At 55.7% G+C, this 24,525-nt stretch carries 22 protein-coding genes, 1 pseudogene and 1 riboswitch; of the genes and pseudogenes, 6 read left to right on the top strand and 17 right to left on the bottom strand.

What is annotated here, in order from left to right; translation table 11 throughout:
- The 3 genes and pseudogenes from DWW12_RS08720 to DWW12_RS08710 form a co-directional block, all read right to left on the bottom strand.
- Nucleotides 1-314: pseudogene (locus DWW12_RS08720) on the bottom strand (hypothetical protein); the annotation flags it as partial.
- A 156-nt stretch (nt 315-470) separates the two neighbouring features.
- Nucleotides 471-740 carry a hypothetical protein gene (locus DWW12_RS08715; protein ID WP_117855755.1) on the bottom strand — a complete coding sequence of 90 codons (270 nt, stop codon included), beginning with the start codon at nt 738-740 and terminating at the stop codon, nt 471-473.
- A 56-nt stretch (nt 741-796) separates the two neighbouring features.
- Complete coding sequence (locus tag DWW12_RS08710) at nt 797-1,984, bottom strand: N-acetyldiaminopimelate deacetylase (protein ID WP_117855754.1); 1,188 nt, start codon at nt 1,982-1,984, stop codon at nt 797-799.
- 145 nt (nt 1,985-2,129) lie between these two features.
- A riboswitch (Lysine riboswitch) is annotated at nt 2,130-2,298 on the top strand.
- Between the two features lie 65 nt (nt 2,299-2,363).
- Here DWW12_RS08710 and dapA point away from each other — a divergent pair.
- From dapA to dapD, 3 genes are read left to right on the top strand one after another with little or no spacing between them, the layout of a single operon-like run.
- Complete coding sequence (gene dapA / locus DWW12_RS10055) at nt 2,364-4,673, top strand: 4-hydroxy-tetrahydrodipicolinate synthase (RefSeq protein ID WP_117855753.1); 2,310 nt, start codon at nt 2,364-2,366, stop codon at nt 4,671-4,673.
- Nucleotides 4,666-5,406, top strand: a complete 741-nt coding sequence (gene dapB, locus DWW12_RS08700) for a 4-hydroxy-tetrahydrodipicolinate reductase (protein ID WP_233503837.1) — start codon at nt 4,666-4,668, stop codon at nt 5,404-5,406. Before dapA ends, dapB begins: the two co-directional genes overlap by 8 nt.
- Nucleotides 5,407-5,445: 39 nt before the next feature.
- Nucleotides 5,446-6,165 carry a 2,3,4,5-tetrahydropyridine-2,6-dicarboxylate N-acetyltransferase gene (gene dapD / locus DWW12_RS08695; protein ID WP_117855752.1) on the top strand — a complete coding sequence of 240 codons (720 nt, stop codon included), beginning with the start codon at nt 5,446-5,448 and terminating at the stop codon, nt 6,163-6,165.
- Nucleotides 6,166-6,465: 300 nt separating this feature from the next.
- Here dapD and DWW12_RS08690 read toward each other — a convergent pair whose 3' ends face one another.
- From DWW12_RS08690 to DWW12_RS08645, 10 genes are all read right to left on the bottom strand, one after another.
- On the bottom strand, nt 6,466-7,470 hold the full coding sequence (locus DWW12_RS08690) for a nucleoid-associated protein (RefSeq protein ID WP_022094136.1): 1,005 nt from the start codon (nt 7,468-7,470) through the stop codon (nt 6,466-6,468).
- A 111-nt stretch (nt 7,471-7,581) separates the two neighbouring features.
- On the bottom strand, nt 7,582-8,742 hold the full coding sequence (locus tag DWW12_RS08685) for a DUF2974 domain-containing protein (protein WP_117855757.1): 1,161 nt from the start codon (nt 8,740-8,742) through the stop codon (nt 7,582-7,584).
- Nucleotides 8,743-8,869: 127 nt separating this feature from the next.
- Nucleotides 8,870-9,820: an L-lactate dehydrogenase gene (locus tag DWW12_RS08680; RefSeq protein WP_117855751.1), complete on the bottom strand. Its 951-nt coding sequence runs from the start codon at nt 9,818-9,820 to the stop codon at nt 8,870-8,872.
- A gap of 200 nt (nt 9,821-10,020) precedes the next feature.
- Nucleotides 10,021-11,184 carry a pyridoxal phosphate-dependent aminotransferase gene (locus DWW12_RS08675; protein ID WP_006234344.1) on the bottom strand — a complete coding sequence of 388 codons (1,164 nt, stop codon included), beginning with the start codon at nt 11,182-11,184 and terminating at the stop codon, nt 10,021-10,023.
- 117 nt (nt 11,185-11,301) lie between these two features.
- Nucleotides 11,302-13,302 (bottom strand): NAD(+) synthase, encoded by a 2,001-nt coding sequence (locus tag DWW12_RS08670; RefSeq protein ID WP_117855750.1) that lies wholly within the window; start codon nt 13,300-13,302, stop codon nt 11,302-11,304.
- Between the two features lie 312 nt (nt 13,303-13,614).
- Nucleotides 13,615-15,039, bottom strand: a complete 1,425-nt coding sequence (locus tag DWW12_RS08665) for a radical SAM protein (RefSeq protein WP_117855749.1) — start codon at nt 15,037-15,039, stop codon at nt 13,615-13,617.
- 57 nt (nt 15,040-15,096) lie between these two features.
- Nucleotides 15,097-15,936, bottom strand: coding sequence for a hypothetical protein (locus DWW12_RS08660; RefSeq protein WP_147345491.1), 840 nt, complete (start codon nt 15,934-15,936; stop codon nt 15,097-15,099).
- 7 nt (nt 15,937-15,943) lie between these two features.
- Complete coding sequence (locus DWW12_RS09785; protein ID WP_147345490.1) at nt 15,944-16,489, bottom strand: MFS transporter; 546 nt, start codon at nt 16,487-16,489, stop codon at nt 15,944-15,946.
- Nucleotides 16,468-17,127 (bottom strand): MFS transporter, encoded by a 660-nt coding sequence (locus tag DWW12_RS08650; protein WP_117855746.1) that lies wholly within the window; start codon nt 17,125-17,127, stop codon nt 16,468-16,470. The genes DWW12_RS09785 and DWW12_RS08650 overlap by 22 nt, the downstream gene beginning before the upstream one ends.
- The gene (locus tag DWW12_RS08645) at nt 17,105-17,386 is read right to left on the bottom strand and encodes a DUF2087 domain-containing protein (protein WP_055251466.1); all 282 of its coding nucleotides are present in this window, start codon (nt 17,384-17,386) and stop codon (nt 17,105-17,107) included. Before DWW12_RS08645 ends, DWW12_RS08650 begins: the two co-directional genes overlap by 23 nt.
- Before the next feature lie 493 nt (nt 17,387-17,879).
- On the opposite strand from DWW12_RS08645, the gene DWW12_RS08635 reads away from it, so the two are divergent.
- From DWW12_RS08635 to DWW12_RS08625, 3 genes are all read left to right on the top strand, one after another.
- A complete protein-coding gene (locus DWW12_RS08635) occupies nt 17,880-18,833 on the top strand; it encodes a hypothetical protein (RefSeq protein WP_117855745.1) in 954 nt (317 codons plus the stop codon).
- A gap of 136 nt (nt 18,834-18,969) precedes the next feature.
- Complete coding sequence (locus tag DWW12_RS08630; RefSeq protein ID WP_117855744.1) at nt 18,970-19,767, top strand: hypothetical protein; 798 nt, start codon at nt 18,970-18,972, stop codon at nt 19,765-19,767.
- Between the two features lie 57 nt (nt 19,768-19,824).
- A complete protein-coding gene (locus DWW12_RS08625) occupies nt 19,825-20,277 on the top strand; it encodes a hypothetical protein (protein ID WP_117855743.1) in 453 nt (150 codons plus the stop codon).
- A gap of 54 nt (nt 20,278-20,331) precedes the next feature.
- Here DWW12_RS08625 and DWW12_RS09780 read toward each other — a convergent pair whose 3' ends face one another.
- The 4 genes from DWW12_RS09780 to DWW12_RS09890 all read right to left on the bottom strand — a co-directional run.
- A complete protein-coding gene (locus tag DWW12_RS09780) occupies nt 20,332-20,724 on the bottom strand; it encodes a hypothetical protein (protein ID WP_147345488.1) in 393 nt (130 codons plus the stop codon).
- Nucleotides 20,702-21,829 carry a hypothetical protein gene (locus DWW12_RS09775; protein WP_147327747.1) on the bottom strand — a complete coding sequence of 376 codons (1,128 nt, stop codon included), beginning with the start codon at nt 21,827-21,829 and terminating at the stop codon, nt 20,702-20,704. The genes DWW12_RS09780 and DWW12_RS09775 overlap by 23 nt, the downstream gene beginning before the upstream one ends.
- A 280-nt stretch (nt 21,830-22,109) precedes the next feature.
- A complete protein-coding gene (gene ettA, locus DWW12_RS08620) occupies nt 22,110-23,789 on the bottom strand; it encodes an energy-dependent translational throttle protein EttA (protein ID WP_055251458.1) in 1,680 nt (559 codons plus the stop codon).
- Between the two features lie 172 nt (nt 23,790-23,961).
- Nucleotides 23,962-24,525 (bottom strand): hypothetical protein (locus DWW12_RS09890; RefSeq protein ID WP_158564435.1); only part of this gene is annotated, 564 nt, incomplete at its 5' end.

The following is a 24,525-nucleotide window of genomic DNA, read 5'->3' as shown; positions in this document are numbered from 1 at the left end:
GTTCGGATGAAGTTGCCAATCAAGGTCTGAATGTAGCTCTTTTCCTTGTCCGTGTTATTGGTCAGCGTGCCCGAGATCTTATAGGTAAACTGATTGGAAGTATCTTCAGCCTCGTCAGCAATGGTATACGGTTCTTGCGGTTCTTTTTGCTCCTCAGCCTGCTGTGTCGTCTCGGCAGGTTTTGCCGAATCGCTCGCAGACGAATCGGTTGAGTTGCCGCCCATAGAGCCCACGGCACCGACAATAACCAGCACCACGATGATGCCTAGGACAATCTTGCCGATCGGCTTTTTCCCTCTTTTGCCATTATTCATCCTTCCTACGATCCGGCTACCGTGCCGGCACACAGCACATCGTAGGAAGGATTGAACTTGAATTCATTAGCTGAGAGCTAAGGTTGCGGTAAACGGCCAATGCAGTTATCCAAACGCCGAGCAAACGCACTTTGCGCGACCGTCTGCCAGCAGTGATCAACCCACCGTGACGGATTCCCCGGTAAAAGCACTGATCATCAACAGGACAAAGAAAACAAGGTAGCTGACACTCAGCAGGTACGCAATGATCAGAAAGACGACCCAGCCGACATTGGTTTTACCGTCGGCACGGCGTCGTTCGCGATTGCGGCAGAGCCAAATCGTCACGCCGATGGCAGTGATAAACAGTACGAGTGCCGCCGCAGCCAGCCCAGCAAGCGCAAACATCACGCCAATGCTCACAGCAATAACCGGGAGCAGCAGCAAGCCGCACCCACACCCACCAGGACTATACACGGCAGACTGTCGGCGTCGCTCCATCGTCACTCCAAGCCAAGCAATCGTTTGTAGACATCGAGGCCCTTGAGTAGGATTTCCTCGTCAAAGAGCATGCTATCGGTATGCAGGGCGCTTGTTGCATAGGCGGGGCAGCCATCCGAATCACTCGGGTTGTCTTGGCCCTCTGGCACGCCCGTGCCCAGCAAGAAGAACACGCCCGGCAGATGCCGCTGATAGAACGCGAAATCCTCGGCGATTAGCAGCGGCTCGTCCACGAGCTGCAATTCGGGCAGAGCGGGCGCGATTCGGGCAAACAGCTCGGGGTCGTTGTCGACCGGCGGATAGCCCTCGGCAAAGTCGAGATCGTACGTGCAGCCCGTTGCAGCGCATGCCTCATCAAGCACGCGGCACACACCCTCGCGTGCACGGTCGAACATGTCGTCCGTAAACACACGCAGGCTTCCGGCCACATGGGCCTCCCCCGCCACCGCGTTGCAAACCGTACCGGCCTGCAGCAGACCAAACTTACCGATACAGGGCTCGTCGGCGCCCAACTCGTCCATCAGCTCGCGCTCAGCAACCAAAAACTTCGCTGCCGCCAATGCGGCATCGTGCGACTCCTCGACCGGTTCGCCATAGGTCTTGGCGATATGGATGCTCATCCCGTGAATGTGCACATGCGTCTCGCTCGAACGCGCCAGCAGCGGACCAGAACAACTCGCCAGCGTGCCGGCAGACAGATCGGGCCACACATGGAAGCCAAAAATGCGGTCGGCCCCATAGCGCTCGAACACACCACTCTCGCATACCGTCTTGGCACCACCGGTCGTTTCCTCGGCCGGCTGGAACACAAAAAGCACGTTGCGTTTAAGTAAACCCGGCTGCTCGCGAATCGTGCGGTCGACATACGTCGCGGCGGCGAGCGCCATGGCCATGTGTCCGTCGTGCCCGCAAGCGTGCATCTTGCCGGGATGAGACGAGGCGAAGGCTGCACCCGTCGCCTCGGCAATGGGCAGCGCATCCATATCCGCACGAATCGCCGTGGCATGCGTGGCACCAACGCCAGCGTCAAAGAAAGCGCAGACGCAGCTGGGGCACGGATGGGTCACCTCGCAGGCAAGCGACGCCAACACGCCCTCGATATAGGCAATAGTCTGCGGAAGATCGAAGTCGAGCTCCGGGATCCTGTGCAAGTCGCGCCGATAGCGACGGAGTTCTTGGAGCTCGGTCATAGAGGTTCCTTTCATTGGTGTGCGCCGGTTGCTATCTATTGTGCCGCAAGATTGCCATACCCTTATTTCCAGCATATCCCTGCATTTTTTAAACGTTATATACGAATACTCTTGTTTGGTAAAGTGCAACGTGGTAGGGTCGTTACCACTTGATAGAGGCGCGGGCACGAAGAACCGCGGGCGAGCCGGCAGGCTTTGACCCCGTGGGGAGGCGAAACCCGCCGAACTGGGTTTTTCGGGCACGAACAACCTGGTGGGCCTGTGGGAAACACCCACAGGACTGTCTGCAGCAATGCGGGAGCGCTATCCGGACATTGGGTCCACGCTATGCGGATTCGATGCGCAGGTAGCGCCGTCTGGATAGCGAGGTTTACGGGACATGTCACTGACTCCCAACGAGGCATATGCGGCAAAGCAGCCGTTTGTGGACAAGGAGACGCTCGAGCATATCGTCGAGCAGTTCCCCACGCCGTTTCATCTATATGACGAGGCGGGCATCCGCCGCAACATGCAAGAAGTGCGCGACGCCTTTGCCTGGAACCCGGGCTTTAAGGAATACTTTGCCGTCAAGGCCAACCCCAACCCAGCGCTCATCTCCATTCTCAACGAATACGGCTGCGGCTGCGATTGCTCGAGCTATACCGAGCTCATGATCGCCCGCTCGCTGGGCATCACGGGACACGACATCATGTTCTCGTCCAACGACACGCCGGCAGCGGACTTTGAGCTCGCCGACAAGCTGGGCGCCATCGTCAACTTTGATGACATCAGCCACATTGAGTTCTTTGAGCGCGTTGCAGGCCCCATCCCCAAGACGGTCAGCTGCCGCTTTAATCCGGGCGGCTTGTTCCAGCTCTCCAACGGCATCATGGATAACCCCGGCGACTCCAAATACGGCATGACCACAGAGCAACTCTTCGAGGCCTTCCGCATGCTCAAGGCCAAGGGCGCCGAAAACTTTGGCATCCACGCATTCCTTGCCAGCAACACCGTCACCAACGACTACTACCCCAAGCTCGCGCGCATCCTCTTTAAGCTTGCCGTGCGCCTGGAGCGCGAGACCGGCGCACATGTCGCCTTCATCAATCTGTCCGGCGGCGTCGGTATCCCCTATCTGCCCGAGCAGCAGGCCAACGACATTCACGCCATCGGCGAAGGCGTACACGCGGCATACGACGAGATCCTGGTTCCTGCCGGCATGGGCGATGTGGCCATCTGCACCGAGATGGGCCGCTTTATGATGGGGCCCTACGGCTGCCTGGTCACCAAGGCCATCCACGAAAAGCAGATCTACAAGGACTATATCGGTGTCGACGCAAGCGCCGTCGACCTGATCCGCCCTGCCATGTATGGTGCCTACCACCACATCACGGTGATGGGCCAGCCGGGTGGCGCCGACAAGACCACAGCGCCCGTTACGGACACCTACGACATCACGGGTAATCTGTGCGAGAACAACGACAAGTTCGCCATCGATCGCGAGCTGCCGCATATCGACATGGGCGATGTGCTCGTGATCCACGATACCGGCGCGCACGGCTACTCCATGGGCTACAACTACAACGGACGCCTGCGCTCCGCCGAGGTATTGCTGCGCCCCGACGGATCGGCCGACCTCATCCGCCGCGCCGAGCGCCCGGGCGACTACTTTGCCACACTCGACGTGCTGCCGTGCGGCCGCGAGCTACTAGCCAAGTCGCGCGCCGAGAGTGCCCGTCGCCGCGCCCGGGACGAACGCCTGGCCGTCGCCGCTCAATGGAACAAGCGCATCCAGATCGCGGAAGCGAAGGAGAAGAACATGGATATCCGCAATCTCGAGGGCTCAATCGTCGCCCTTGTCACGCCGTTTAAAAAGGACGGCAGTGTCGACTTTGACGCGCTTGAGCGCCTTATCGATTTCCACCTGCAAAATGGCACTGACGCCATCCTCACCCTGGGCACCACCGGAGAGAGCGCCACGATGACCGATGACGAAGACAACTCCGTCGTCGCCGCCGTTGTCAAGCATGTTGCAGGACGCGTCCCCGTCATCGCCGGCTCGGGCTCCAACTCCACGCAAACCATGCTCACCAAGTCGCTCACTTACCAAGGCCTGGGCGCCGACGGCCTGCTGCTCATTACCCCCTACTACAACAAGTCTAACGAAGAGGGCATCTACCAGCACTTTAAGACCGTCGCCGATGCCGTGGACATCCCCTGCATCCTGTACAACATCCCCGGCCGCTGTGGCTGCGGTATCAGCGAGCGCAACGTAGAGCGCTTGGCCGCGCACCCCAACATCATCGGCATCAAGGAGGCCTCGGGCAACGTCGCCTACGCGGCCAAGATCGCCCACCTGCTGTCCGATGACTTCCGCATGTACTCGGGCGAGGATGCACTCACCGTGCCGCTCATGAGCCTAGGCGCTTCGGGTACCATCAGCGTGTGGGCCGACGTACAGCCGCAGCTCGTGCACGACATGTGCCGCGCTTATCTGGACGGCGACGTAGCGCGCGCCCGCGATATCCAGATTGCCGCACAACCGCTCATCAACGCCCTCTTTAGCGAGGTCAACCCCATCCCCGTTAAGGAAGCGCTCGCCCAGATGGGCATGATCGAGGCAAACTACCGCATGCCGCTGTGCCCCATGGCAGACGACACGCAAGCCGCACTTACCGATGCTCTGAAGGGAGCTGGTCTGCTTGATTAAGACCGTCATTATGGGAACGGGCCGCATGGGCTCGCTCATCCGCACTACCGCCGAGGGTATTGTCGATACCGCCGGACAGCCCGTTTTCGACATTGTGGCCCAGATTGGCTTCGATTTGAGCGAGCTCGAGAACGCACCGGCTGCCGATGTGATTATCGACTTCTCAAACGTCGTGACCTTTGACGCCGTCGTCGCCTATGTCGAGCGCACGGGCGCGGCGTTGGTCTCGGGCACCACAGGCTACACTCCCGAGCAGATGGACCGCCTGCGTGAGCTGGGCCAGAACGCCCGCGTCATGCACTCCGGCAATTACTCCATCGGCATCGCAGCCCTGCGTCATCTAGTGGCCCAGGCCACGCGTGAGCTGCCCGGCTTTGACTGCGAGATTGTCGAGACTCACCACAACCAAAAGGTCGACGCCCCCAGCGGCACCGCAAAGCTGCTGCTCGACGCCGTAGTCGAGGCCGAGCCCGAGGCAGGCTACCACCCCGTCTATGGCCGCGAGGGCATGTGCGGCGCGCGTGACCCCAAGGAGATCGGCATGCACTCGCTGCGCGGCGGCACCGTCGCCGGCGTGCACGAGGTGAGTTTCTTTGGCCAGGACGAGGAGGTCACGCTCACCCACCGCGCCACGAGCCGTCAGATCTTCGTCAACGGTGCCTTGGCAGCCGCGCAGAAGCTCATCACCCGCGAACCCGGCTTCTACACCTTCGACCAGGTCATGTTCGCCTAACTAGTTATCAACCATACCCCCTCAAAGGAGAGACAGCATATGAGCAACGCAGCCGAGATGGACGCACAGGAGATTATCAACTACATCGCCACCGCGCCCAAAAAGACGCCCGTCAAGCTGTACGTGCGCGAGAAGCCCAGCATGAAGGTTGCCTGGGGCGACGCGCATGTCTACGGCGGGCGGCGCGGCAAGACCGTCTTTGGCGACTGGGATGAGCTCAGGGCAATCCTCGACGCCAACGCCGACTCTATCGACTACTACGACGTAGAGAACGACTGCCGCAACTCCGCCGTGCCCATGCTCGACCTTAAGGGCATCAACGCCCGCATCGAGCCGGGCGCGATCATCCGCGACCGCGTCGAGATCGGCGACCGTGCCGTCATCATGATGGGTGCCATCATCAACATCGGCTCCGTTATCGGCGAGGGTTCCATGATCGATATGGGCGCCGTGCTGGGCGGCCGCGCCACCGTGGGCAAGAACTGCCATATCGGCGCCGGCACCGTGCTGGCAGGCGTTGTGGAGCCCGCCAGCGCCACGCCCGTCATCATCGAGGACGATGTCATGATCGGCGCAAACGCCGTGGTCCTGGAAGGCGTGCGCGTGGGCAAGGGCGCTGTTGTCGCCGCCGGCGCCGTGTGCGTCGAGGACGTCCCCGCCGGCGCCGTCGTGGCCGGTGTCCCCGCCCGCGTCATCAAGATGCGCGACGAGAAGACCGACAGCAAGACCGGCCTCGAGGAAGGTCTGCGCCAGCTGTAGGGTTACGCGGGTTTACCAACCCGCGTAACGGCTCGACGCTGCACCTTTGGTTCCGTCGTTCTAACGAACGACGGACCGGTCGACGCTACAAACGCCCCTAAGCGGCAATCTGACGTTCAATCGTCGGTCGCGTACCAAAGTACGCTTCCCTCCTCTTTCACGTCACCTTGCTCGCCTAGGGGCGTTTTCGCTGACGTGAGCTCAACCTGCGGCGCAATGTCAGCAACCAAGCCGAAAACAAAAAAGGCCGAAGTCCCAAAAGGCTTCGGCCTTTGTTTTTTTGCAGCGTCCAGGCGCAGTTTATCGATTCTCGATGCTGCCGATGTTTTTGAGCTCGATGGAGATGAGGCCGTTGGGCTCGTTGACGAACTCGATGTACTCGGAGTTCGAGCCCATCTCGGCCGGGAAGCTAATCTCGATGCCCGTATCGGTACGAATCTTATGATTGCGCACCGCCGCGCGCTCGACCTGCTTGCGCTCCACGGGAACGCGCTCAGGAACCTTCTCCTCGGTCAGCGCCGCGCGCACGCTTTCCTTGATGACCGGCTCGTCTTCAAAGACCTCGTCAACGATATCCCAAGGCGGCAGCTCCTCGTCGTCTTCGACCTTTTCGGCGACAGCTGCCTTAACCTTGGCGAGCGCCACGGCCGTGTTAGCACCGTGCTCCTCGGCAACTTCCTCGACTACACGCGTCACGGTATCGATGACTTCCTTGCCCGACACGCCCGTGTCGCACTGCAGCAGGCCGTCGGGGATAAGCATACGGTCCTCGCCGGCAATCTTGCGCTTCTTGTCCACGTAGCCGATCTCCATGGTGCTCGCGCGCACGATGGCATAGCTTGGCACCTTTTGCGAGGGGTTTGGCAGAATAGCGTAGTGGCGCGCGATGTCGTTGCGAACCTCCCCCTCCTCGCGGCCCACCTCGTGCATAAAAGCCTGCTTGGAGCCCAGCAGCATCACGGCAAACCAGCGGGCATCCTCATCGTCGTCAAAATCAGCCACGAGCACGTCGGTGGACTCGGCTTTCTCAGCCTTGGTGAGCTCGGAGGAGATAAACTCCGCAATCTGCTGCGACAGGTCCACAAACTCGCGCTCGCCAAAGAAATAGCCCTTGAGCTCGCCGCCAAACGCAGAGTTCTCGGCAAACGTGGCGCGTTTATTGTCGGCCGACGTGCGTGCGCGGCGCAGATGCGTGGTTACGAAATTGCGCACGGTACGGCTTTCGATATCGAGCTCGCGCTGGCTCATAACGTTGACGGCAGAGTCAAAGTCCAGGATATGCAGAATCGCGTGATTGATTTTCATATACGGCATTCCGTTCTAGATCGATTTGAGCACGAACTAGTATAGCGGTCGAGCCCGCCCCAAGCGCATCGAAGATTGATGCAAAGAAACCTGACCACCATGCACCAGCAGCTAGTGCAGGAGCTCGGACTGCCACGCATCGAGCTGTTCTGCCAGGCTCTTACCGGCGGCAGGCATGTCGATCTGGGGCCGTTTGGGCAGCAGCGCGCATTTAAGGATTGCCGCGATGGTCTGCGAGACAAAGCGTCGCGTATCCTTGTCAAAGCCTTGTGCAGCCTGGAGCATCACGGGCAGGCTCTCGCGCAGATTCCCAGCGATATCCGCAAACCGCTCAGCACCCGTAGCCTCAAACACGGAGAACAATGCATCTACAAAACGCTCGCGTTCGCTAGGTGACACCGCAAGCAGCATCTCGCGAATGGAGCCATCAACGTATCGAGCACCGGCGGACAGGCGCTCACAGTACACGAAGTCGCGACCATCAACCACCCAGCTAAAGGGATTGTGCTGCAGCAGGCTGAACTCGGTGCTCTCAACGATGGCATAGTCCTCCTGTATCTCGAACATCATGCCAAAGATCGACGACCGAGGTAGCGTCTTATCGATGCGGCCGGAAAGATCGGCAAAAGCGTTGCCGTTCAGAAACTCCTCGACGAAGCCAGGACCATCATGGGAATACACCCGTTCGATTCGCTCACGGGCGACATCGGAGCACATCGCCGCACCGTACACCGCAAGGTTTCCACCCTTGGAATGACCTCCGCACAAAAGCGGCCCGTCAATCGCATCCGCCGCCTCGTCCACATAGCGCGCCGCGGATTCCTGGGCCGGCACAGGACACCGGAACGCCATGTTAAAGTCCTCTTTCCAGCCCACAATCGTACTGTCGGTCCCCCGGAAGGAAAGATAACTAAACCCCGCCGGAAATCGGAACGTCACGGCCGCAAACTGCTCCGTCGTCACCACATCGCTTACCGCACGATAGCCGCCTACGCGCACGCCGCGGTAGCGGGGGCTTGCCGCCACGGCCTCTAGTAAGGCGCGGCTCCCCTGTGGGTCCCACAGGTCGTCAATCATGTCTTGATAGCACTCAGCACGCAAAAGTTCACGCACGTCCAAGCCCCGCCAGCCCGTCAGCTGCGGCATATCGCTCGGCAAATGTAAATAAGACAGCCATGCAAACACCAGGCTATCCACCGCGCAAAACGGCCGCTCATCAAACGAGTCAAATGCCGTCTGGACATAGGTCAAAAAGTTGGGCGTATCCGACATGACTCCCCCGTCAACAATCGCGCACTGGAAATGGTGCAAAGTAACCTGACCCCAATGCACCAAAAAGGCGCCCGGACCGTGTGGACCGGACGCCTTCATTGTAGCTTTTCGCTTTAGCGAGCTTGATTTAGCAGGAGAAGTCGACGCTGTCGATGATGTCCTTGAGGGCCTTGGCGGAGGCGGTAAGCTCATGCTGCTCGTCATCGTTCAGCGGCACGGGGACGCGGCAGACAACGCCGTCGCGGCCAACGACCGTCGGCATGGAGATGGCAAGATCGGACAGGCCATACTCGCCCACCATGAGCGAGGAGACGGGCAGAACGGTCTGCTCATCGCGCATGACGGCGATGCAGATGCGCTTGACGGCCATGGCGACGCCATAGTAGGTGGCGTGCTTCTTCTCGATGATGGTGTAGGCGGAGTTCTTGACGTCCTCGGCGATGCGCTTCTCGGCAGCCTCATGCTCCAGATGACCGTGAAGCTCGCAGAAGGTGTTCAGCGGAACGCCGGCAACCTGAGCGCTGGACCAAGCGACAAACTCGGAATCGCCGTGCTCACCCATGACATAGGCCTGGACATCGCGCGGGTCGACCTCGACATGGGCACCAAGCATCTGCTGCAGACGGCCGGTGTCGAGCACGGTACCGGAACCGATGACGTGGCCCTCGGGCAGGCCGGACATCTTGATGGCGGCGTAGGTCAGAACATCGACCGGGTTGGAGACGATGAGCAGAATGCCGTCGAAGCCGGACTTCTTAATCTCGGGAATAATGGACTTAAAGATGCTGACGTTCTTGTTGACCAGGTCCAGGCGAGTCTCACCGGGCTTCTGGGCAGCGCCAGCGGTGACGACGATCATGGCGGCGTCGGCGACATCGGAATAATCGCCGGCGTAGATCTTCATCGGCTCGGCAAACGTCATGCCGTGCGCGATATCCAGGGCCTCACCCTCGGCGCGGCTCTTGTCCACGTCGATGAGGACCATCTCGGAGAACAGACCACTCTGCATCAGCGCGAACGCCGAAGACGAACCAACGAAACCGCAGCCGACAATAGCGACCTTCTTCTCGTTAACCATTAGAAACTCCCATCTCTCTCCACAAACAAGCCGCCCGGGAACGACCCGAGCGGCTTGCCGTAATCCCAATACATCCAATCGGGACTTTGATTATGCTCCTATTCGCAGCCAAAAATCGACCGTTTACCGAAATTGTTTGCAGAAATCGTAAAATAACTGCACGAAATCGGTTTCGAGCTATTGACGAGCGGAATAGCTTTCTAATACAGGCCCGCCTCGCGGATGGCCTCGACAGCCAAAGCAATCTGGTCGGGCGGCAAGACCAGCGCCATGCGCACGTGCCCCTCGCCCGAAGGACCAAAGCTCGCGCCCGGCGTCACCACAACGCCGGCCTTCTCCATGAGCTCCTCGCAAAACGCCATGGAATCGGTGCGACCACCGGGAAGCTTGGCCCACACAAACATAGAGCCATGCGCGTTGGGACGCTCCCAGCCCAGGCCCTCAAGACCGTCGCACAGGGCATCGCGGCGCTCCTGGTACTTCAGACGCTGCGCCTCGACCTCATCGCGCGGACCGTTCAGGCAGGCGATAGCAGCCTTCTGGATCGGGAAGAACATACCAAAGTCGATCTGGCCGCGCAGCTTGGCAAAGGCCGAGACCACATCCTCGCGACCGACCAAAAAGCCGATACGCGCACCGGTGACGTTAAACGACTTGGAGAGCGAGAAGAACTCAACGCCCACCTCGAGCGCGCCGGGATACTGCAAGAAGCTGCCGCCCGGCTCGCCGTCGAACACGATGTCGGAGTATGCGTTGTCGTGAACGATGAGCAGGTCGTGCTCGCGGGCGAAAGCGATGATCTCCTCGTAGACCTCGGGCGTGCCCACCGAGCCCACCGGGTTGGCGGGCAGCGACACAATCATGTACTTGGCACGATCGGCCACCTCGGGATCGATACCCGCCACATAGGGCAGGTAATTGTGCTCCGCCACCAGCGGATAGTACTCGAGCTTGGCATCGGCGATCTTGGCACCTGCCTCAAAGACCGGGTAGCACGGATCGGGAACCAGAATGGTGTCACCCGGATCGAGCAGGGCAAGGCCCAAATGGCCAACGCCCTCCTGCGTGCCGTTGCACGACTGCACCATAGACGGCGTAATGCCCGAAACGCCAAAGCGACGCTCGTAGTAATCGCACACGGCTTGCTTGAGTTCGGGCAGGTCGCGCAGGGCATACTTCCACATCTCGGGGTCCTGGGCCGCTTGCGTGAGCGCCTCGACCACGTGGTCGTACGGCTTAAAGTCGGGCGTGCCCACGCTCATGTTGTAAATGGTCTTGCCCTGAGCCTTCAGCGCAAGCAGTTTGTTGTTGAGCGAGGCGAAGACCTCCGCGCCAAAGCGGTCGAGACGCTGCGATGCCTGCATGGTGCCACCTTCCGATATAAAAAAGCGGCGCTCCGACAAGAGCGCCGCGCGATACGGGCCATCAGATTGCAAAAGTGTAACGCTTGCAACCCCCGTATTGGTTCAATTTAGCCAACCTTAGTCAATTGCATTAAGCGCGTCGATCTGCGCAAGCCACAGACGCGAGCTGGCGTCACTCGGCATACGCCAATCGCCGCGCGGACTGAGCGTCACCGAGCCCACCTTGGGACCATCGGGCAGGCAGCTGCGCTTAAACTGCTGGGCAAAGAAGCGACGATAGAACGTACGCAGCCACGTGTGGACGGTCTTGGCATCGTAGACGCCCTCGAAACTCTTGAGCGCCATGCGGTAGATCTTGCCCGGCTCAAAGCCAAAACGCAACAGGTAGTAGAGGAAGTAGTCGTGCAGCTCGTACGGACCCACCAAATCCTCGGTCTTCTGCGCAATCTCGCCGTCGCCCGTGGGCGGCAGAAGCTCGGGGGACACCGGCGTGTCGAGGATGTCGAGCAAGACCTCGGCAATACGCCCGCCAAAGACATCAGCCGCATAGCGCACCAGATGGCGCACAAGCGTCTTGGGCACGCTCGCGTTGACGGCATACATGCTCATATGGTCACCGTTATAGGTAGCCCAGCCGAGTGCCAGCTCCGACAGGTCGCCCGTGCCGATGACAAAGCCGCCAGCCTGATTGGCCAGATCCATCAGAATCTGCGTGCGCTCGCGGGCCTGGCTGTTCTCGTAGGTCACGTCCTGCACGGCCGAATCGTGCTCAATGTCCTTGAAGTGCTGCTCCACGGCCGCGTGGATCGAAACCTCGCGGAAGCTCACGCCAAGGTCGCGAGCGAGCGACTCGGCATTCGACTTGGTACGATGCGTCGTGCCAAAGCCGGGCATGGACACGGCAGTGATGCCTGTGCGCGGCAGCCCCAGCGCATCAAAGGCACGCACGGTCACAAGCAGTGCCAACGTGGAGTCCAGGCCGCCCGAAAGACCGATGACAGCCGCCTTGGTACCCGTATGGGCAAGGCGGGTCTTGAGGCCCGCAGTCTGCAGGTCGAGGATGGTCTCGCAGCGCTCGGCCAGGTCGCCATGGTCGGCCGGCACAAAGGGCGCGCGCGGGAAAACGCGGTCGATATCGCAGGCATCGCGCAGGACAGGCTCTTCGGCCAACACACCCTCAAACGAAAACTCAACGGTCGTGTCCTCCGGCGCATCGTCCGCGCGTGTCCACGTCGTCGAGCGGCGGCGCTCGGCAACCAGGCGGTCAAGGTCAACATCGGCGACGGCCATGTCGCAGGTAAGCAGTTTGGTGGCGGCCAGCTTAGAGCCGTTTTCGTAGATCAGGTTCTCGCCCGCAAAGACCATGTCGGTCGTGGACTCGCCCTCGCTCGCATCGGCGTAGACATAGGCGCAGTACAGGCGCGCACTCTGATTGGAGATAAGGCTGCGGCGGTAATCCGCCTTGCCGATAATCTCGTCCGAGGCCGACGGGTTGAGAATCACCGTCGCACCGGCAAGCGCCATCTCGGTCGAAGGGGGTGCCGGCACCCACAGGTCCTCACAGACTTCAACGCCCAGCACCAGGTCCTCGGCGCCTTCATCACAGCAACGGTAGACAAGCCCCGAACCCAGCGGGACCGGACCCTGACCGGCAAATTCAACCCACACGGGATCCGCAGGCGCCGGAGCAAACCAACGGCGCTCATAGAACTCGCCATAGTTGGGCAGATACTTCTTGGCCGTGAGGCCCAAAAGCTCGCCCGCGCAGCACACGGCGGCGCAGTTGTAGATATTCTCGGCAACTGCAACGGGAAGACCGATGGTAAAGACGACCGGCAACTCACGGGTTTCATCAAGGATGTGCACAAGTGCCGCCTCGCAGGCATGCAGCAGTGTGCGGTTATGGAACAGATCGGCCGCGGTATAGCCGCACAGATTAAGCTCGGGCAACACCAACGCGCGAATGCCGCGCTCGGCAGCTCTGCGAACAGCTGCCAGCGCAACCTCGGCATTACCCTCGACATCGGCCACGCGAATCTGCGGCGACGCCGCCGCCACACGCAAAAAGCCATCGTTCTTATTAGCCGAAACGCAGCATTGCCTTGTTGATCTGGACACTGGAGGCCCCTTCTACCCTGAGATTCAGTCTAACGGACGTTCACATATCTCTAACTAGCCAAAGCAACCTCTCAGTTTACTGAGACGCCAACCTGTGCTAAGAGCATGTATTCCAAAAATATCTTTAATTAAAAAAGGAGAAATCGATAATCGACTTCTCCTTTAAGCGAGGCAAGTTAATTCCGAAACTAATGGCAGAATTTATCCATGTAGTCCTCAAAGTCGAACACTTCTACCACGACGCCCTCTTCCTGAGACTCTTTCAGTTGCTCCAAGAGATCTTTGTTAATAACGTCCATGCAGAAACCTCCTCTATCTAATCAATTGTAGTATATCTGCTTTCATGCAATTATCAACCAACTTGTTTAATTGCTCCTCGTTTGTCGATAGTCCCTCTTTTTTCAAAATGTCGCGCACCTCGTTCTTAGTAATCGGCTTTTCAAACAACGAAAGCAAAGCGAACGAAAAATCATTAACCGCACACATTCTATGGGTGGCACAACTCAGCAGTACTCTTAACCCCTCTTTTGAGCGTCCGACTTCTTTAACAAACGAACTTTTAACCAATTGAAAACCGTTATCGTGCATTACATAATCGGCATCGATATTTGTATTCAGCAATCCATAATGCAACAGTTCTTCTATCGCCCTTGTCAGCTCGAGGTCGCCCTGATCAAGAATAAGAGAAATGCTACAATCGGCCTCCAATAAACGGGCCAACTTAAGGTATACCAACTGGGAAACAGCATAGACATGATGGTATTCAGAATTATAGAAGTAGGCAAATGGCTCAACGAGCACGACAGAGGTCTTGGAATCCAGCCAGATTCGATCAGCTGGATTTAGACTAGTTAGCCGTCGCTTTACTTTGGTCAAATGTCCCTTATACCTGACAGCGTGAATAGAATCTAGGATCCAGGTCACCTCTGAAATATGAAGCCGCTGGGGCAAGTCAATTGTGTCGCTACCGTTTATGACCTCTTGCATATAAAAATCAATATGATGCTCATCAGATAAGGATTTTGCTTCATTTAAAGTTAAACCAGTGCCTGAAACATAATCCACTTCGAGGCGCAAATCCTCATATTGGGACTTCGGCATTACAGAGACACCATACTTATCGGGATGATTCCAAACATCCGACCCCATAACGAGACCAAAATTCGTAAATCCTCTCGTGGAATATGGAACACCACATACCTGTTTTGAATAATTCAAAACATTCTCTGTATAAGCTAAGGTGTTCAGAGCCTCTTCTTTAGTTTCGGTCGGAAAGCCAATCATAAAAAATAGATGAACAGGAATACCCGCATTGAGACAATCATGGATATTGCGATCAATCCAATCAACTCTCGTGTTCTTCTTCATTAGATCAAGAACTCTTTGGTTGTATGACTCGAGGCCAAACTGAATCTGCCTACATCCACTTTGGTATATCTTATTAAAAACGTCTGTACTTAGGGTTGGAGAGAACCTCGTTTCTCCATGCCAGAAAAACGTTTTTCCCGATGCGTTTATTTCATCCGCGAGTTGCTCCATTCTTTTGCCTTCGAATGTTTCATCCACAAAAGAGAAAACTCTCGTGCCGTATTTTTCATTTAACCGACACATTATTTCAAATACTCTCGATATAGGCATCTTTCGGTAACAACCACCGGTAGCACCGGGAATGGTGCAGAAGGCGCAATGATTAAAACACTGCCTAGAGGAATAAACCGGCAATATTAGCTCAGGCATGAAGTATTTAGAAAGGGCGAAGCCATCGAAATCGGGAACTGTATCGTTGATAAATGTTTACTCAATCCGATGGTTTTTATATATCTTTCCACCTTTAGCATGGCAAAGGTTTGGAACACAGTCGAGGTTGTCATCACCAGAGTCAAGAGCCTCAAGAAGACGTGCAAGCGGCTCTTCGCCGTCATACATCATTATCGAATCAATGTATTCAAAAAAGGGATGCCATTCTTTCATGCAGTCATCTGCTAAACGAGTAATGTAATTGCCGCCCAATGAGACGTGTTTAACAGATGGACATTCTTCTTTAATCAGTTTCGCTAACGTAACTGCAGAAATCAATTGGAAACAGCCGCTCACCGAAATCCCAATAAACTCGATTTTTTCCCTCTGAATTCGCTTAAGAAAGGCAGTTTCATAGAAGGAAATAAACGGATTATGCAAGGTATCCGCAAGCGATTTCATTATTTCTGGTGTCGAATAATAATCATAGGGCAGATCTATGGAGTTGAACGTGTATTTAACTCCATATGAGACGTGATTTATGATATAGAGTGCATTTCTAAAAATGTTTTCAGCATATTGTCTTTCTTTTAGATTAAAGTATCTCTTCGATCTGAAAATATCTTTTGCCTCGTCAACATTAAGTGCCGACTTTTGTATCAACTCGATTGTTAATTGAACATTCGAACTAAACGAATCCTTTGATTCCCGATACCTTTTACAGCACTCTTCGACATGTCTAAAAGATAGGAGGTCATCGTAAAATTCCACGTTTAAGTCAACAATGTCAACTTTGTATTGTTCAACCTCTTGAAGATATGACTTCAAAACAGGCAAGGCAAGATACGGCCCCACTGGACTCCATCCTGGGGGAAATACTAAAAGTGTTTTAGGCATATCAACGTCACATCTTTCGCAAATAATTCAATTGAAACACAACTACCATCATAATTGAAAATACGCCAAGTCCTGTAACGAGAATTGAGAACATCGCGATGCTCGTGAACAGCGAAACAAGAAGTGTTGAAATAACAACAGCAACCGATTGCAAAGACTCCCTAATTGAAAACAGGCTTATCGATTCAGATCCGTCTCTCGCCAAATCCTGCAGCGATGTTATGAGAAGCACATCTTGAATGGCGTTTCCGGCACCGACGATAAAAAGGAAAATAAACGATATCCCAGACGCATAGCGATAGCCAAACGCCAGATACGCACCGAGCGCAAGATACGTCACAAAACAATATGATTTAACGCAATCGGAACCACTGATTAAACGACCATATATTGTATTTCCGAACAACAGTCCGATTGTAAGACTACTCTGAAGGAATCCGTATTGTATCGATGACGAGTCAAATTGCAATTGCGCTATAGCTGGCAAAAGAGAATTCAGAGAGCCGAATGCCACGCCACTAGAAATATCGATTAATAGGAAACCAATTGCCAAGTGCTTCGCGCTAAGATCACTAAATGCAGTCCTGTTTTTTCATTTTTGCTTATTCCCTCTTTATCATTAACCTCGATAACCGACGGAACATCTCGCAGCAACCAGAACGACGCGGCAAAAGAAAGCGCGTCTAATGCAAGAACAGCCTCCGCCCCAAATTGAGCGACAACAAAACCGCCGGCAACTGGCCCCAGAACCATCATCAAATTCTGCAGGAACCCAAACGAATTATTAATTACGTCGCGATTGATACTATTCGTATTGGCTCTTAACAACGAGTAAAAGCAGGGCATTTCTACCGTTCGGCAAAGCGATACCGCGCACGTAATAGCAAACATACTCCATTTACTATCAACAAAAATATAGCAAACGAATAATCCCACGCGAATTAAGTCTGCCAATCTCATGGCCTGCAGTGTCCCGATACCCATCTTCTGAGGCAGCTGCGCGAGCGCAACTGAAAACAGAGAGGGGGCAAATCTGCAGCAGACCATCAAAGCAGTTGCAGAAACATCGTGAGTTACCTCGTAAATCAGCATTGGCAAAGCAATATTCGCACACCAATTGCCTATTTCGCTTATCCCTCTAGCAATATATAGGACCCGAACCGGACGGCTAGCTCTCAATACCGTGAACATCACGATTAACCTCGTATTTCAGGCCTCGTTCATCCCTTAATAGGAATCCATAATCAACCAAGTACCGCCTCAACACGGCATAATCAGGATAGAGCTGTGACAGCACACGATTAACCTGAAGCTCCGTATAACTTGTATTTAATTCAAAGAAAGAGACGGCCCATAGCAGCATGATTCTTTTATAGCTTTCCTTTTTTGGAATTGAAACCAGCTCGCCATTCTTGAGAAATCGTTTTTTAAAGTCTATTAGCTCATCCATTCACATCCTCCATTTCATACGCATCTAATACTAAAAATGCATACGCTTTAGGTCATCGCATTCAGCTTCTTTATTCGAACTAAACTCGAACTAATCTAAATTATTTGCTCAGACACTCTTCGAAAGCTCCTTTTTCACTCTGAGTAAAATGCCCTTCCCAGTCAGTCCACGAACAGGAAGGCAACTCACAACGAGCGGAGTCGAAACCCTCTGCCGTCGGTCGTTCAAAATGCACGATAACCTTTTCGATATCGCCATCTGTAATCAGGTCAGAATGAATGACCTCGGTTCCATCTTCGAATGTCATATACGGGTACATCACGTAAACCACCTCGCAAATATAAATCCAGTTTAGCATCAAGCTATTGCACCAAAGACAGCAAGCCCCCTTGATGAGTTGATGGTATCTGTTAAATGTCACGCACGATTCACATCTGGTGGGTACCCTGATGGCTACACGAAACGAAGCAGATTTACACCGGGAGGACCCCGTATGACAACCAAGTACACCGACGCGCCGCGTACACGCGTCATGACTCCCGCCGCACTGAACAACGGCGTTCACGAAAACCATTCCATCGGCCAGACCATGGCCATCGCGCCCAAAAAGGGCCTGTTCGACGACATTTCCATTCCCCAGATCATCGCCGGCGCCGCAGCTGCCGCCACGAGCGTGGCGCTTGCTTCAAAGATCGGCATTGCCGGCTCGGTGATTGGTGCCGCTGTGAGCTCAGTCATCACTGTTGTGTCTTCGCAGGTCTATCGCCACTTTATCACCGCCAGCGCCGAAGCAATCAAGGGCACGCATGCCGCTGTCGACTACCCTACCGGCGCCTACGAGCCCGTTGAGCCCAATGTCGAGGAGCACCTAGGTGGCGCCGCAACCACGCAGGAGATGCGCCAGGTTGCGGGACGCGCGACCACGGCGCGCGTCGCTCCCAACAGCCTGCGCGCCAAGGCGGCGGCTGAGCGCAGCCAGACGCAAAAGAAGGTCATCGTCTTCTCGATCGCTATCGCCATCGTCGCGGTCATCGCCTGCGCCGGCGCCATCCTTATCACCACTGCCGGTGAGGGTCTGGGCGAGCGTCCCGAGCCAATCCTGTCGTCGCGCACGACCGAGAGCGATGCAAATGGCAACACCCAGTCGCAGGATCAGCAGGCACAGACGGACGATACGCAAGACAGTTCTACCTCTGCCAATTCGTCCTCGAACACCCAAAACCAATCGCAGGGCGTCGATTCCTCTGCGAACAACAGCGGCACGCAATCCGGCACGACTGACTCAAGCCAAACGACTGACGGCTCTCAACCGAGCACGGGCGACCAGGCGAATGGCAATACACCGAGTACGGGATCCACCGACAACAGCAACACCAACAGCTCGAGCGGAACCGCGTCCGGCACGGCATCTGACAGTTCAAGCCAAGGCACGACATCGGGCAACTAGGCACTGCATCCCCAGATAGGCAACCTGTACAACGGGCGCGAACCGACAGCGGTTCGCGCCCGTTTGCCTTGGGCGCCGCCATGGCGAGTGCCATGCGATGGTAAGATGCTTTACATGTGTAAAGAGGAGATTTGCCATGAGCAAGACAATAGTTAGGCCCACGCTATCGCTGGGCAACCACATCTATCTGTATCGCCTGCTGCGCGATGCGATTGGGTGTGGCAAGCAAACGTTTATGACACAGGTCGAGGAGGCGCTCACCGCTGGCGACATGACCGCTTATGACCTGGGCTTCGAATCCACGCGCGAGCTGCTCGAAGAGCTTGACGACTGCATTAAGCTGACCGTCTTTAAGGGCGGTCGCCTGTATGCCACCGTCATCGCCAACGAGGCCTGGGATGCCGCACTTGCCAAGGGCGAGGACAAGCCCAAGACCGCCAAGGGCGCCAAGCAGTCCTACAAAAAGAAAAAGCGCGGTGAGAAGGACCTCAAGGCCGTGCGCCCCAAGCACGTTAAGCGTCCTGAGCCCGAAACCGAGACCGAGGTTGTGCCGGAGCCCGAGCCCGAGACAGAGATCGAAGTCGCTATTGAGGTAACGGCAGAAGCCGAAACCGAAATCGCCGCCACGACCGATCCCGAAGTCATATCCGAGCAGGAAGCCACTGCGGAGCTCAACGAGGCTCCCAAGTCGACAACAGAAGAAGCCGCTAGCCAACCTGAGGCGCCTGCGCTCCAAAACAGCGATGTCTTTGGCGACGAGGCCGAGGACGATCAGCCCGACGAGCCCGACGATCAAGACGCTACTGAGTCGACGCCGGAGCCCGAGACGCCGCGGCCTGCCATCTCGCTTACGGTCGTCTATGACCCTGAAAACGCCAACGCCGGCATCACCACCATGGCGTCCACGCCGGTCGAGACAAAGTCGAGCGTCTAGAATGAGAACGCGACGCAGGTTGAGGTTGAAGCCGCAGTTGCAGACGCGCCCGTCACCGTGAAGCCCGCAGGTTCCGAGATCAAGCCGGAAGTAACGCCGGAGCCCGCACCCGTCATCGAATCCATGCCCGCCGCTGCTTGCGACCAAATACCCGCATCCGCACCGGCTTCGGTACCCGCAGCGGCCCCAGCCCCCGCACCTGCAGCGCCCGCCATCCCCAAGGACTTCCCCGTCGATTTCGCAACCGAGGTCTTCTGCCCAGGCCCGCTTCTGCACCAGTTGTCGACCTATCTCCCCTACGGTGCCGACACGCTCGGCATCGTCGGCGAGTACTACTGGATCGCCCGCGAACGCGGCACCATCGAGGCCGCGCGAAACCGCGCAAGTTTCCCCCTGCGCTACACGCAGGCCGGCAAACGCCAGGAAGTCACCGTCCGCATTCGCCGCAACACCACCGGCGGCCTCGGAGCCACCTGGGCCATCGACAAGGTCGAAGCCCCGGTCGAGTAAAAAACGGCCTCGGATAGCCAATTGACCATCCGAGGCCGTTTGAATTCAGGCCTTTTAGTTGTCATCGGCGCATATAGACGCCAGAGAAGCAAGCTCATCCTCAAGTTGCGGAGCAAAGTATCTAAAAGAAACCTGCGCTCCAGTCGGTATCGACTCAATCATATTCGCAGCATTATCTGAAACTCGGTACGATGCAGTTTCACCTGTCTTCAAATCCTCTATTGAGCAGACAGCGTCTTCAGCATCAATCGACCTAAGCACGCCTTTTCCTTGTAACATCACATCGGCATGCCCGCCAGCTATTTCTAATGAACCTGAGTCTGTCGCAGTCACTTCTCCGGAACCTCCGCGCGATATCTCTTCCTTTGTTGAACAGCCCACCAATGAAGCCATCAGCACCAAAGACAGAGCTAGACGAATCGCCCTACTTCGAAAAAGTCGTTCCATAAGTCCACGCATAATAGCTCTGATCATACTTCAGGAAGGATAAAGATGAATTCCAGCCGTCCGCTATGCCAATCATCTGCCTTGTCTCTCCAGTTTTCTTACCAGTAAGTGTGGCGTAAGCCTCCGCTGTTACAGAATGGGCTGATCCGTTGTACAAACTCGCATGTAAAACATTCGGTCTATTAGAGTTAATCTCATTTTGAATGCTCGCGATAGCCGGAGAGGAGACAGTGCGGGCGATAAGAGTACTTCCTCTGCTTGCGCAGTAATTTGTAAACCCCGTTGCACAGGTTGATATCGGCGTTCCGCCCAAAACAACGCCGGGAACAGTCTGCTCTTCATCGGAAAGAGCATGGGTATTGGTGTAATTCCATATCTGCATATATTGCGAAGGGTCGCTATATAAATTGGCAATGCCATACAGTTCCGCAACGTTCGAAAAAGCTGTCACCATACAAGCATAGTGGGCAGTAAGCCTCTTAATCTCGCTTTCATCATATGACATAAACTGAGAAATGGAACGAAATCCAGATACTGTGTAATCCTGCATTTGAGTTGCGTAAATTACGACATCGTTCCAGCTTGAAGGTTTATTCGATAAAACGACAGGCCGTCCTTCTATGGAAACAGCCGGGATTGTTCTTCCGCAATTTGTTGTTATTGAACCGTCCAAAGATTGCACACCGAATTCGAACGGATTGATCATTACGACTGGGTTATTGAAAGAATAAGACTCAACACCAAGATCTCCTCCCCGATCCATAGGGCTGACTAAGCCGTCACCAAAACGATATCCCGTAAGTATTTCATCATCTGAAGCATCTAAAACCAAATAGCCCGCGGCTCTATTGAATGTCACAACCGGAACAATGTAGCCAAGCGGGGACCCATCAACGTCTACAAAAGGAATAGGGTCAGAAGGCGTATACGAAGAGCCGAGGAGTCCCTTTATATATTTATCGGCAAGCTCTTGCGCAATTTCTGAAGTAAATTGTATCTGCTCACCATCAATATTGCCCGTCGAAGCAAAAACCTCTTTCGGACGTGCGGCTAAGGCGACAATTGAAGACGCGACAAGTTGCAGAAAACGACGACGCGAAAGCATATGTTCTTCTTTCTAGAGGAGCGACTTATAAGATACTCCTATTCTATAACCTTTTTTGTAACGTTACAGCACTGGTTATATTTCAATTCGATTTGCTTATGTCCTTGTAACCCAATACGTCTTTACGTTTTAAACGGAATTAGAAAATCACTCATAGCAAAAACGGGCTTTAATCCCAAAGAGATGACTTTGATTATGAATCAAACCAGCAGCCAGGGCATAGCTGCAGTGCAATTGCTACAAGAAAGGCCGCCCTTGCTGGCGGCCTTTCTACTTGCTACTAGTCACGCGTGAGCTTGCGGTGAATACGATGCGGCTGGGCTGCGTCCTCGCCCAGGCGCTCGATGCGGTTGGCCTGATAGGCCTCGAAGTTGCCCTCGAACCAATACCAGTTGCCCGGGTTCTCGTCGGTGCCCTCCCACGCCAGGATGTGCGTGGCGACGCGGTCTAGGAACATACGGTCGTGGCTAATGACCACCGAGCAGCCCGGGAACTCGAGCAGCGCCGCTTCGAGCGAGGACAGCGTCTCGACGTCGAGGTCGTTCGTAGGCTCGTCGAGGAGCAGCAGGTTGCCGCCCTGCTTGAGCGTGAGCGCCAGGTTCAGACGGTTGCGCTCGCCACCGGAGAGTACGCCAGCGCGCTTCTGCTGGTCCTGGCCCTTAAAGCCAAAGCTCGCCACATAAGCACGGCTCGGAACCTCGGTCTCGCCGACCATCATGTGGTCCAGGCCGTCCGAGACGACCTCCCATAGGTTCTTATCGGGGTCGATGCCGGAACGGTTCTGGTCGACGTAAGAAATCTTGACGGTCTCGCCCACCTCGAGCTCGCCCGAAGTCAGCGGCTCCAAACCCACGATGGTCTTGAAGAGCGTGGTCTTGCCGACACCGTTGGGGCCGATGACGCCCACGATGCCGTTACGCGGCAGGGTGAATGAAAGGTCGTCGATGAGCACGCGGCCATCGAACTCCTTGTGCAGGTGATGGGCCTCGAGCACCTTGTTGCCCAGACGCGGACCCACAGGGATGCGGATGTCGGTCCAGTCGAGCTTCTGGCTTGCGCGGGCCTCGGCCTCCATCTCCTCGTAGCGAGCCAGACGGGCCTTGTTCTTGGCCTGGCGAGCCTTGGGCGAGCTGCGTACCCACTCGAGCTCGGCCTCCATGCGCTTGGCGAGCTTGGCATCGCGGTTGCCCTGCGCCTCGATACGCGCGGCCTTGGTCTCCAGATACGTGGAGTAGTTGCCCTTGTAGGGATAAAGGTGGCCGCGGTCGACCTCGCAGATCCACTCGGCAACGTTATCCAGGAAGTAGCGATCGTGCGTGACGGCAAGCACCGCGCCCTGGTAGTTGTGCAGGAAGTGTTCGAGCCACAGGATCGACTCCGCGTCCAGGTGGTTGGTGGGCTCGTCGAGCAGCAGCAGGTCGGGAGCCTCGAGCAGCAGCTTGCACAGGGCCACGCGACGGCGCTCGCCGCCAGAGAGCACGTTGACCGGCATGTCGGAATCGGGCAGCTGCAGGGCGTCCATGGCCTGGCCGAGCTTGGAATCGATATCCCAGCCGTCGGCGGCATCGATCTCGTCCTGGAGCTTGCCCATCTCGGCCATGAGGGCGTCCATGTCGCAATCCGGGTCGCACATCTCCTCGCCGATCTTGTTGAAGCGATCGACCTTGGCGATCATGTCGCCAAACGCCATGCGCACGTTCTCGATGACGGTCTTGTCGTCATCGAGCGGCGGCTCCTGCTGCAGGATGCCCACGGTGTAGCCGGGGGTAAGCCTGGCATCGCCGTTGGAGACTTCCTCGATACCGGCCATGATCTTGAGCAGGGTCGACTTACCCATGCCGTTGGGGCCCACGACGCCGATCTTGGCACCGGGGTAGAAGCTCAGGGTCACGTCGTCAAGGATTACCTTGTCGCCATGGGCCTTACGAGCCTGATACATCTGGTAGATAAACTCCGCCATTGTCCTATTTTACCTTTCTCACCTGCGAAAACGCTATCGTGTACATAAACTGTAGAAACGTTTTGTAGAAAAAAGTTCAAATGAACTTCTACAAAAAGAAGGGGATGCGGTTTCCCGCACCCCCATAATACAGGGCCGCATTGCCCTATAAATTCAGCCGAAGAGCCTTACGCTACTTCTCCGCATCCTTGCCCTGTTTCTTCTCTTCCTCAGTCTTGCGCTTCTTCGCAACTCTTTCGGCCTGTTTCTGCTCTTCCTCTTTTGTAAGGTTATCGGCAAACTCAGCGTAGCCCGTAAAGTATTCCCTCAACGCACTTTCTGCGGCAATGGAGAAATAGACTTCGAGGGCATCTACGATAGTTTTGTAGACATACTTGTAATCATCGAAAGCCTCTTCTTTAAGAGCGGTCTTAGCATTGTTATAAGCAATCAGATTTGCCCTAACGGTCTGTTCAACAGTCTTAGAGCGCGGCTTGTTGAAACTAAAGGCGCTCGATTCTTCAGAGTCAACAAACAGTGCTTTGCAAATTTCGCGATTGGTCTTGGTTAGTACTTCAGCCAAAGGACTGGGCTTAAAAACAAGCGGGACATTAGGGTGAGTCTTTTTAAGGCCTTCAAGAACCTCATTCGCTTCTGCCTTGGCCTCTTCATCAATAAACTCGGCATATTTCTTATGAATCGTAGCTTGATAGGTGGCGCGCGCAGACGTGGTGTAAGAGCGTCCCGAGGTCCGTCG

This window comes from Collinsella sp. AF14-35 (assembly GCF_003464565.1).
In the GTDB taxonomy this organism is placed as follows: Bacteria; Actinomycetota; Coriobacteriia; order Coriobacteriales; family Coriobacteriaceae; genus Collinsella.
Note: the sequence above shows the minus strand (reverse complement) of the source record. Positions and strands in the feature narration are given on the sequence as shown.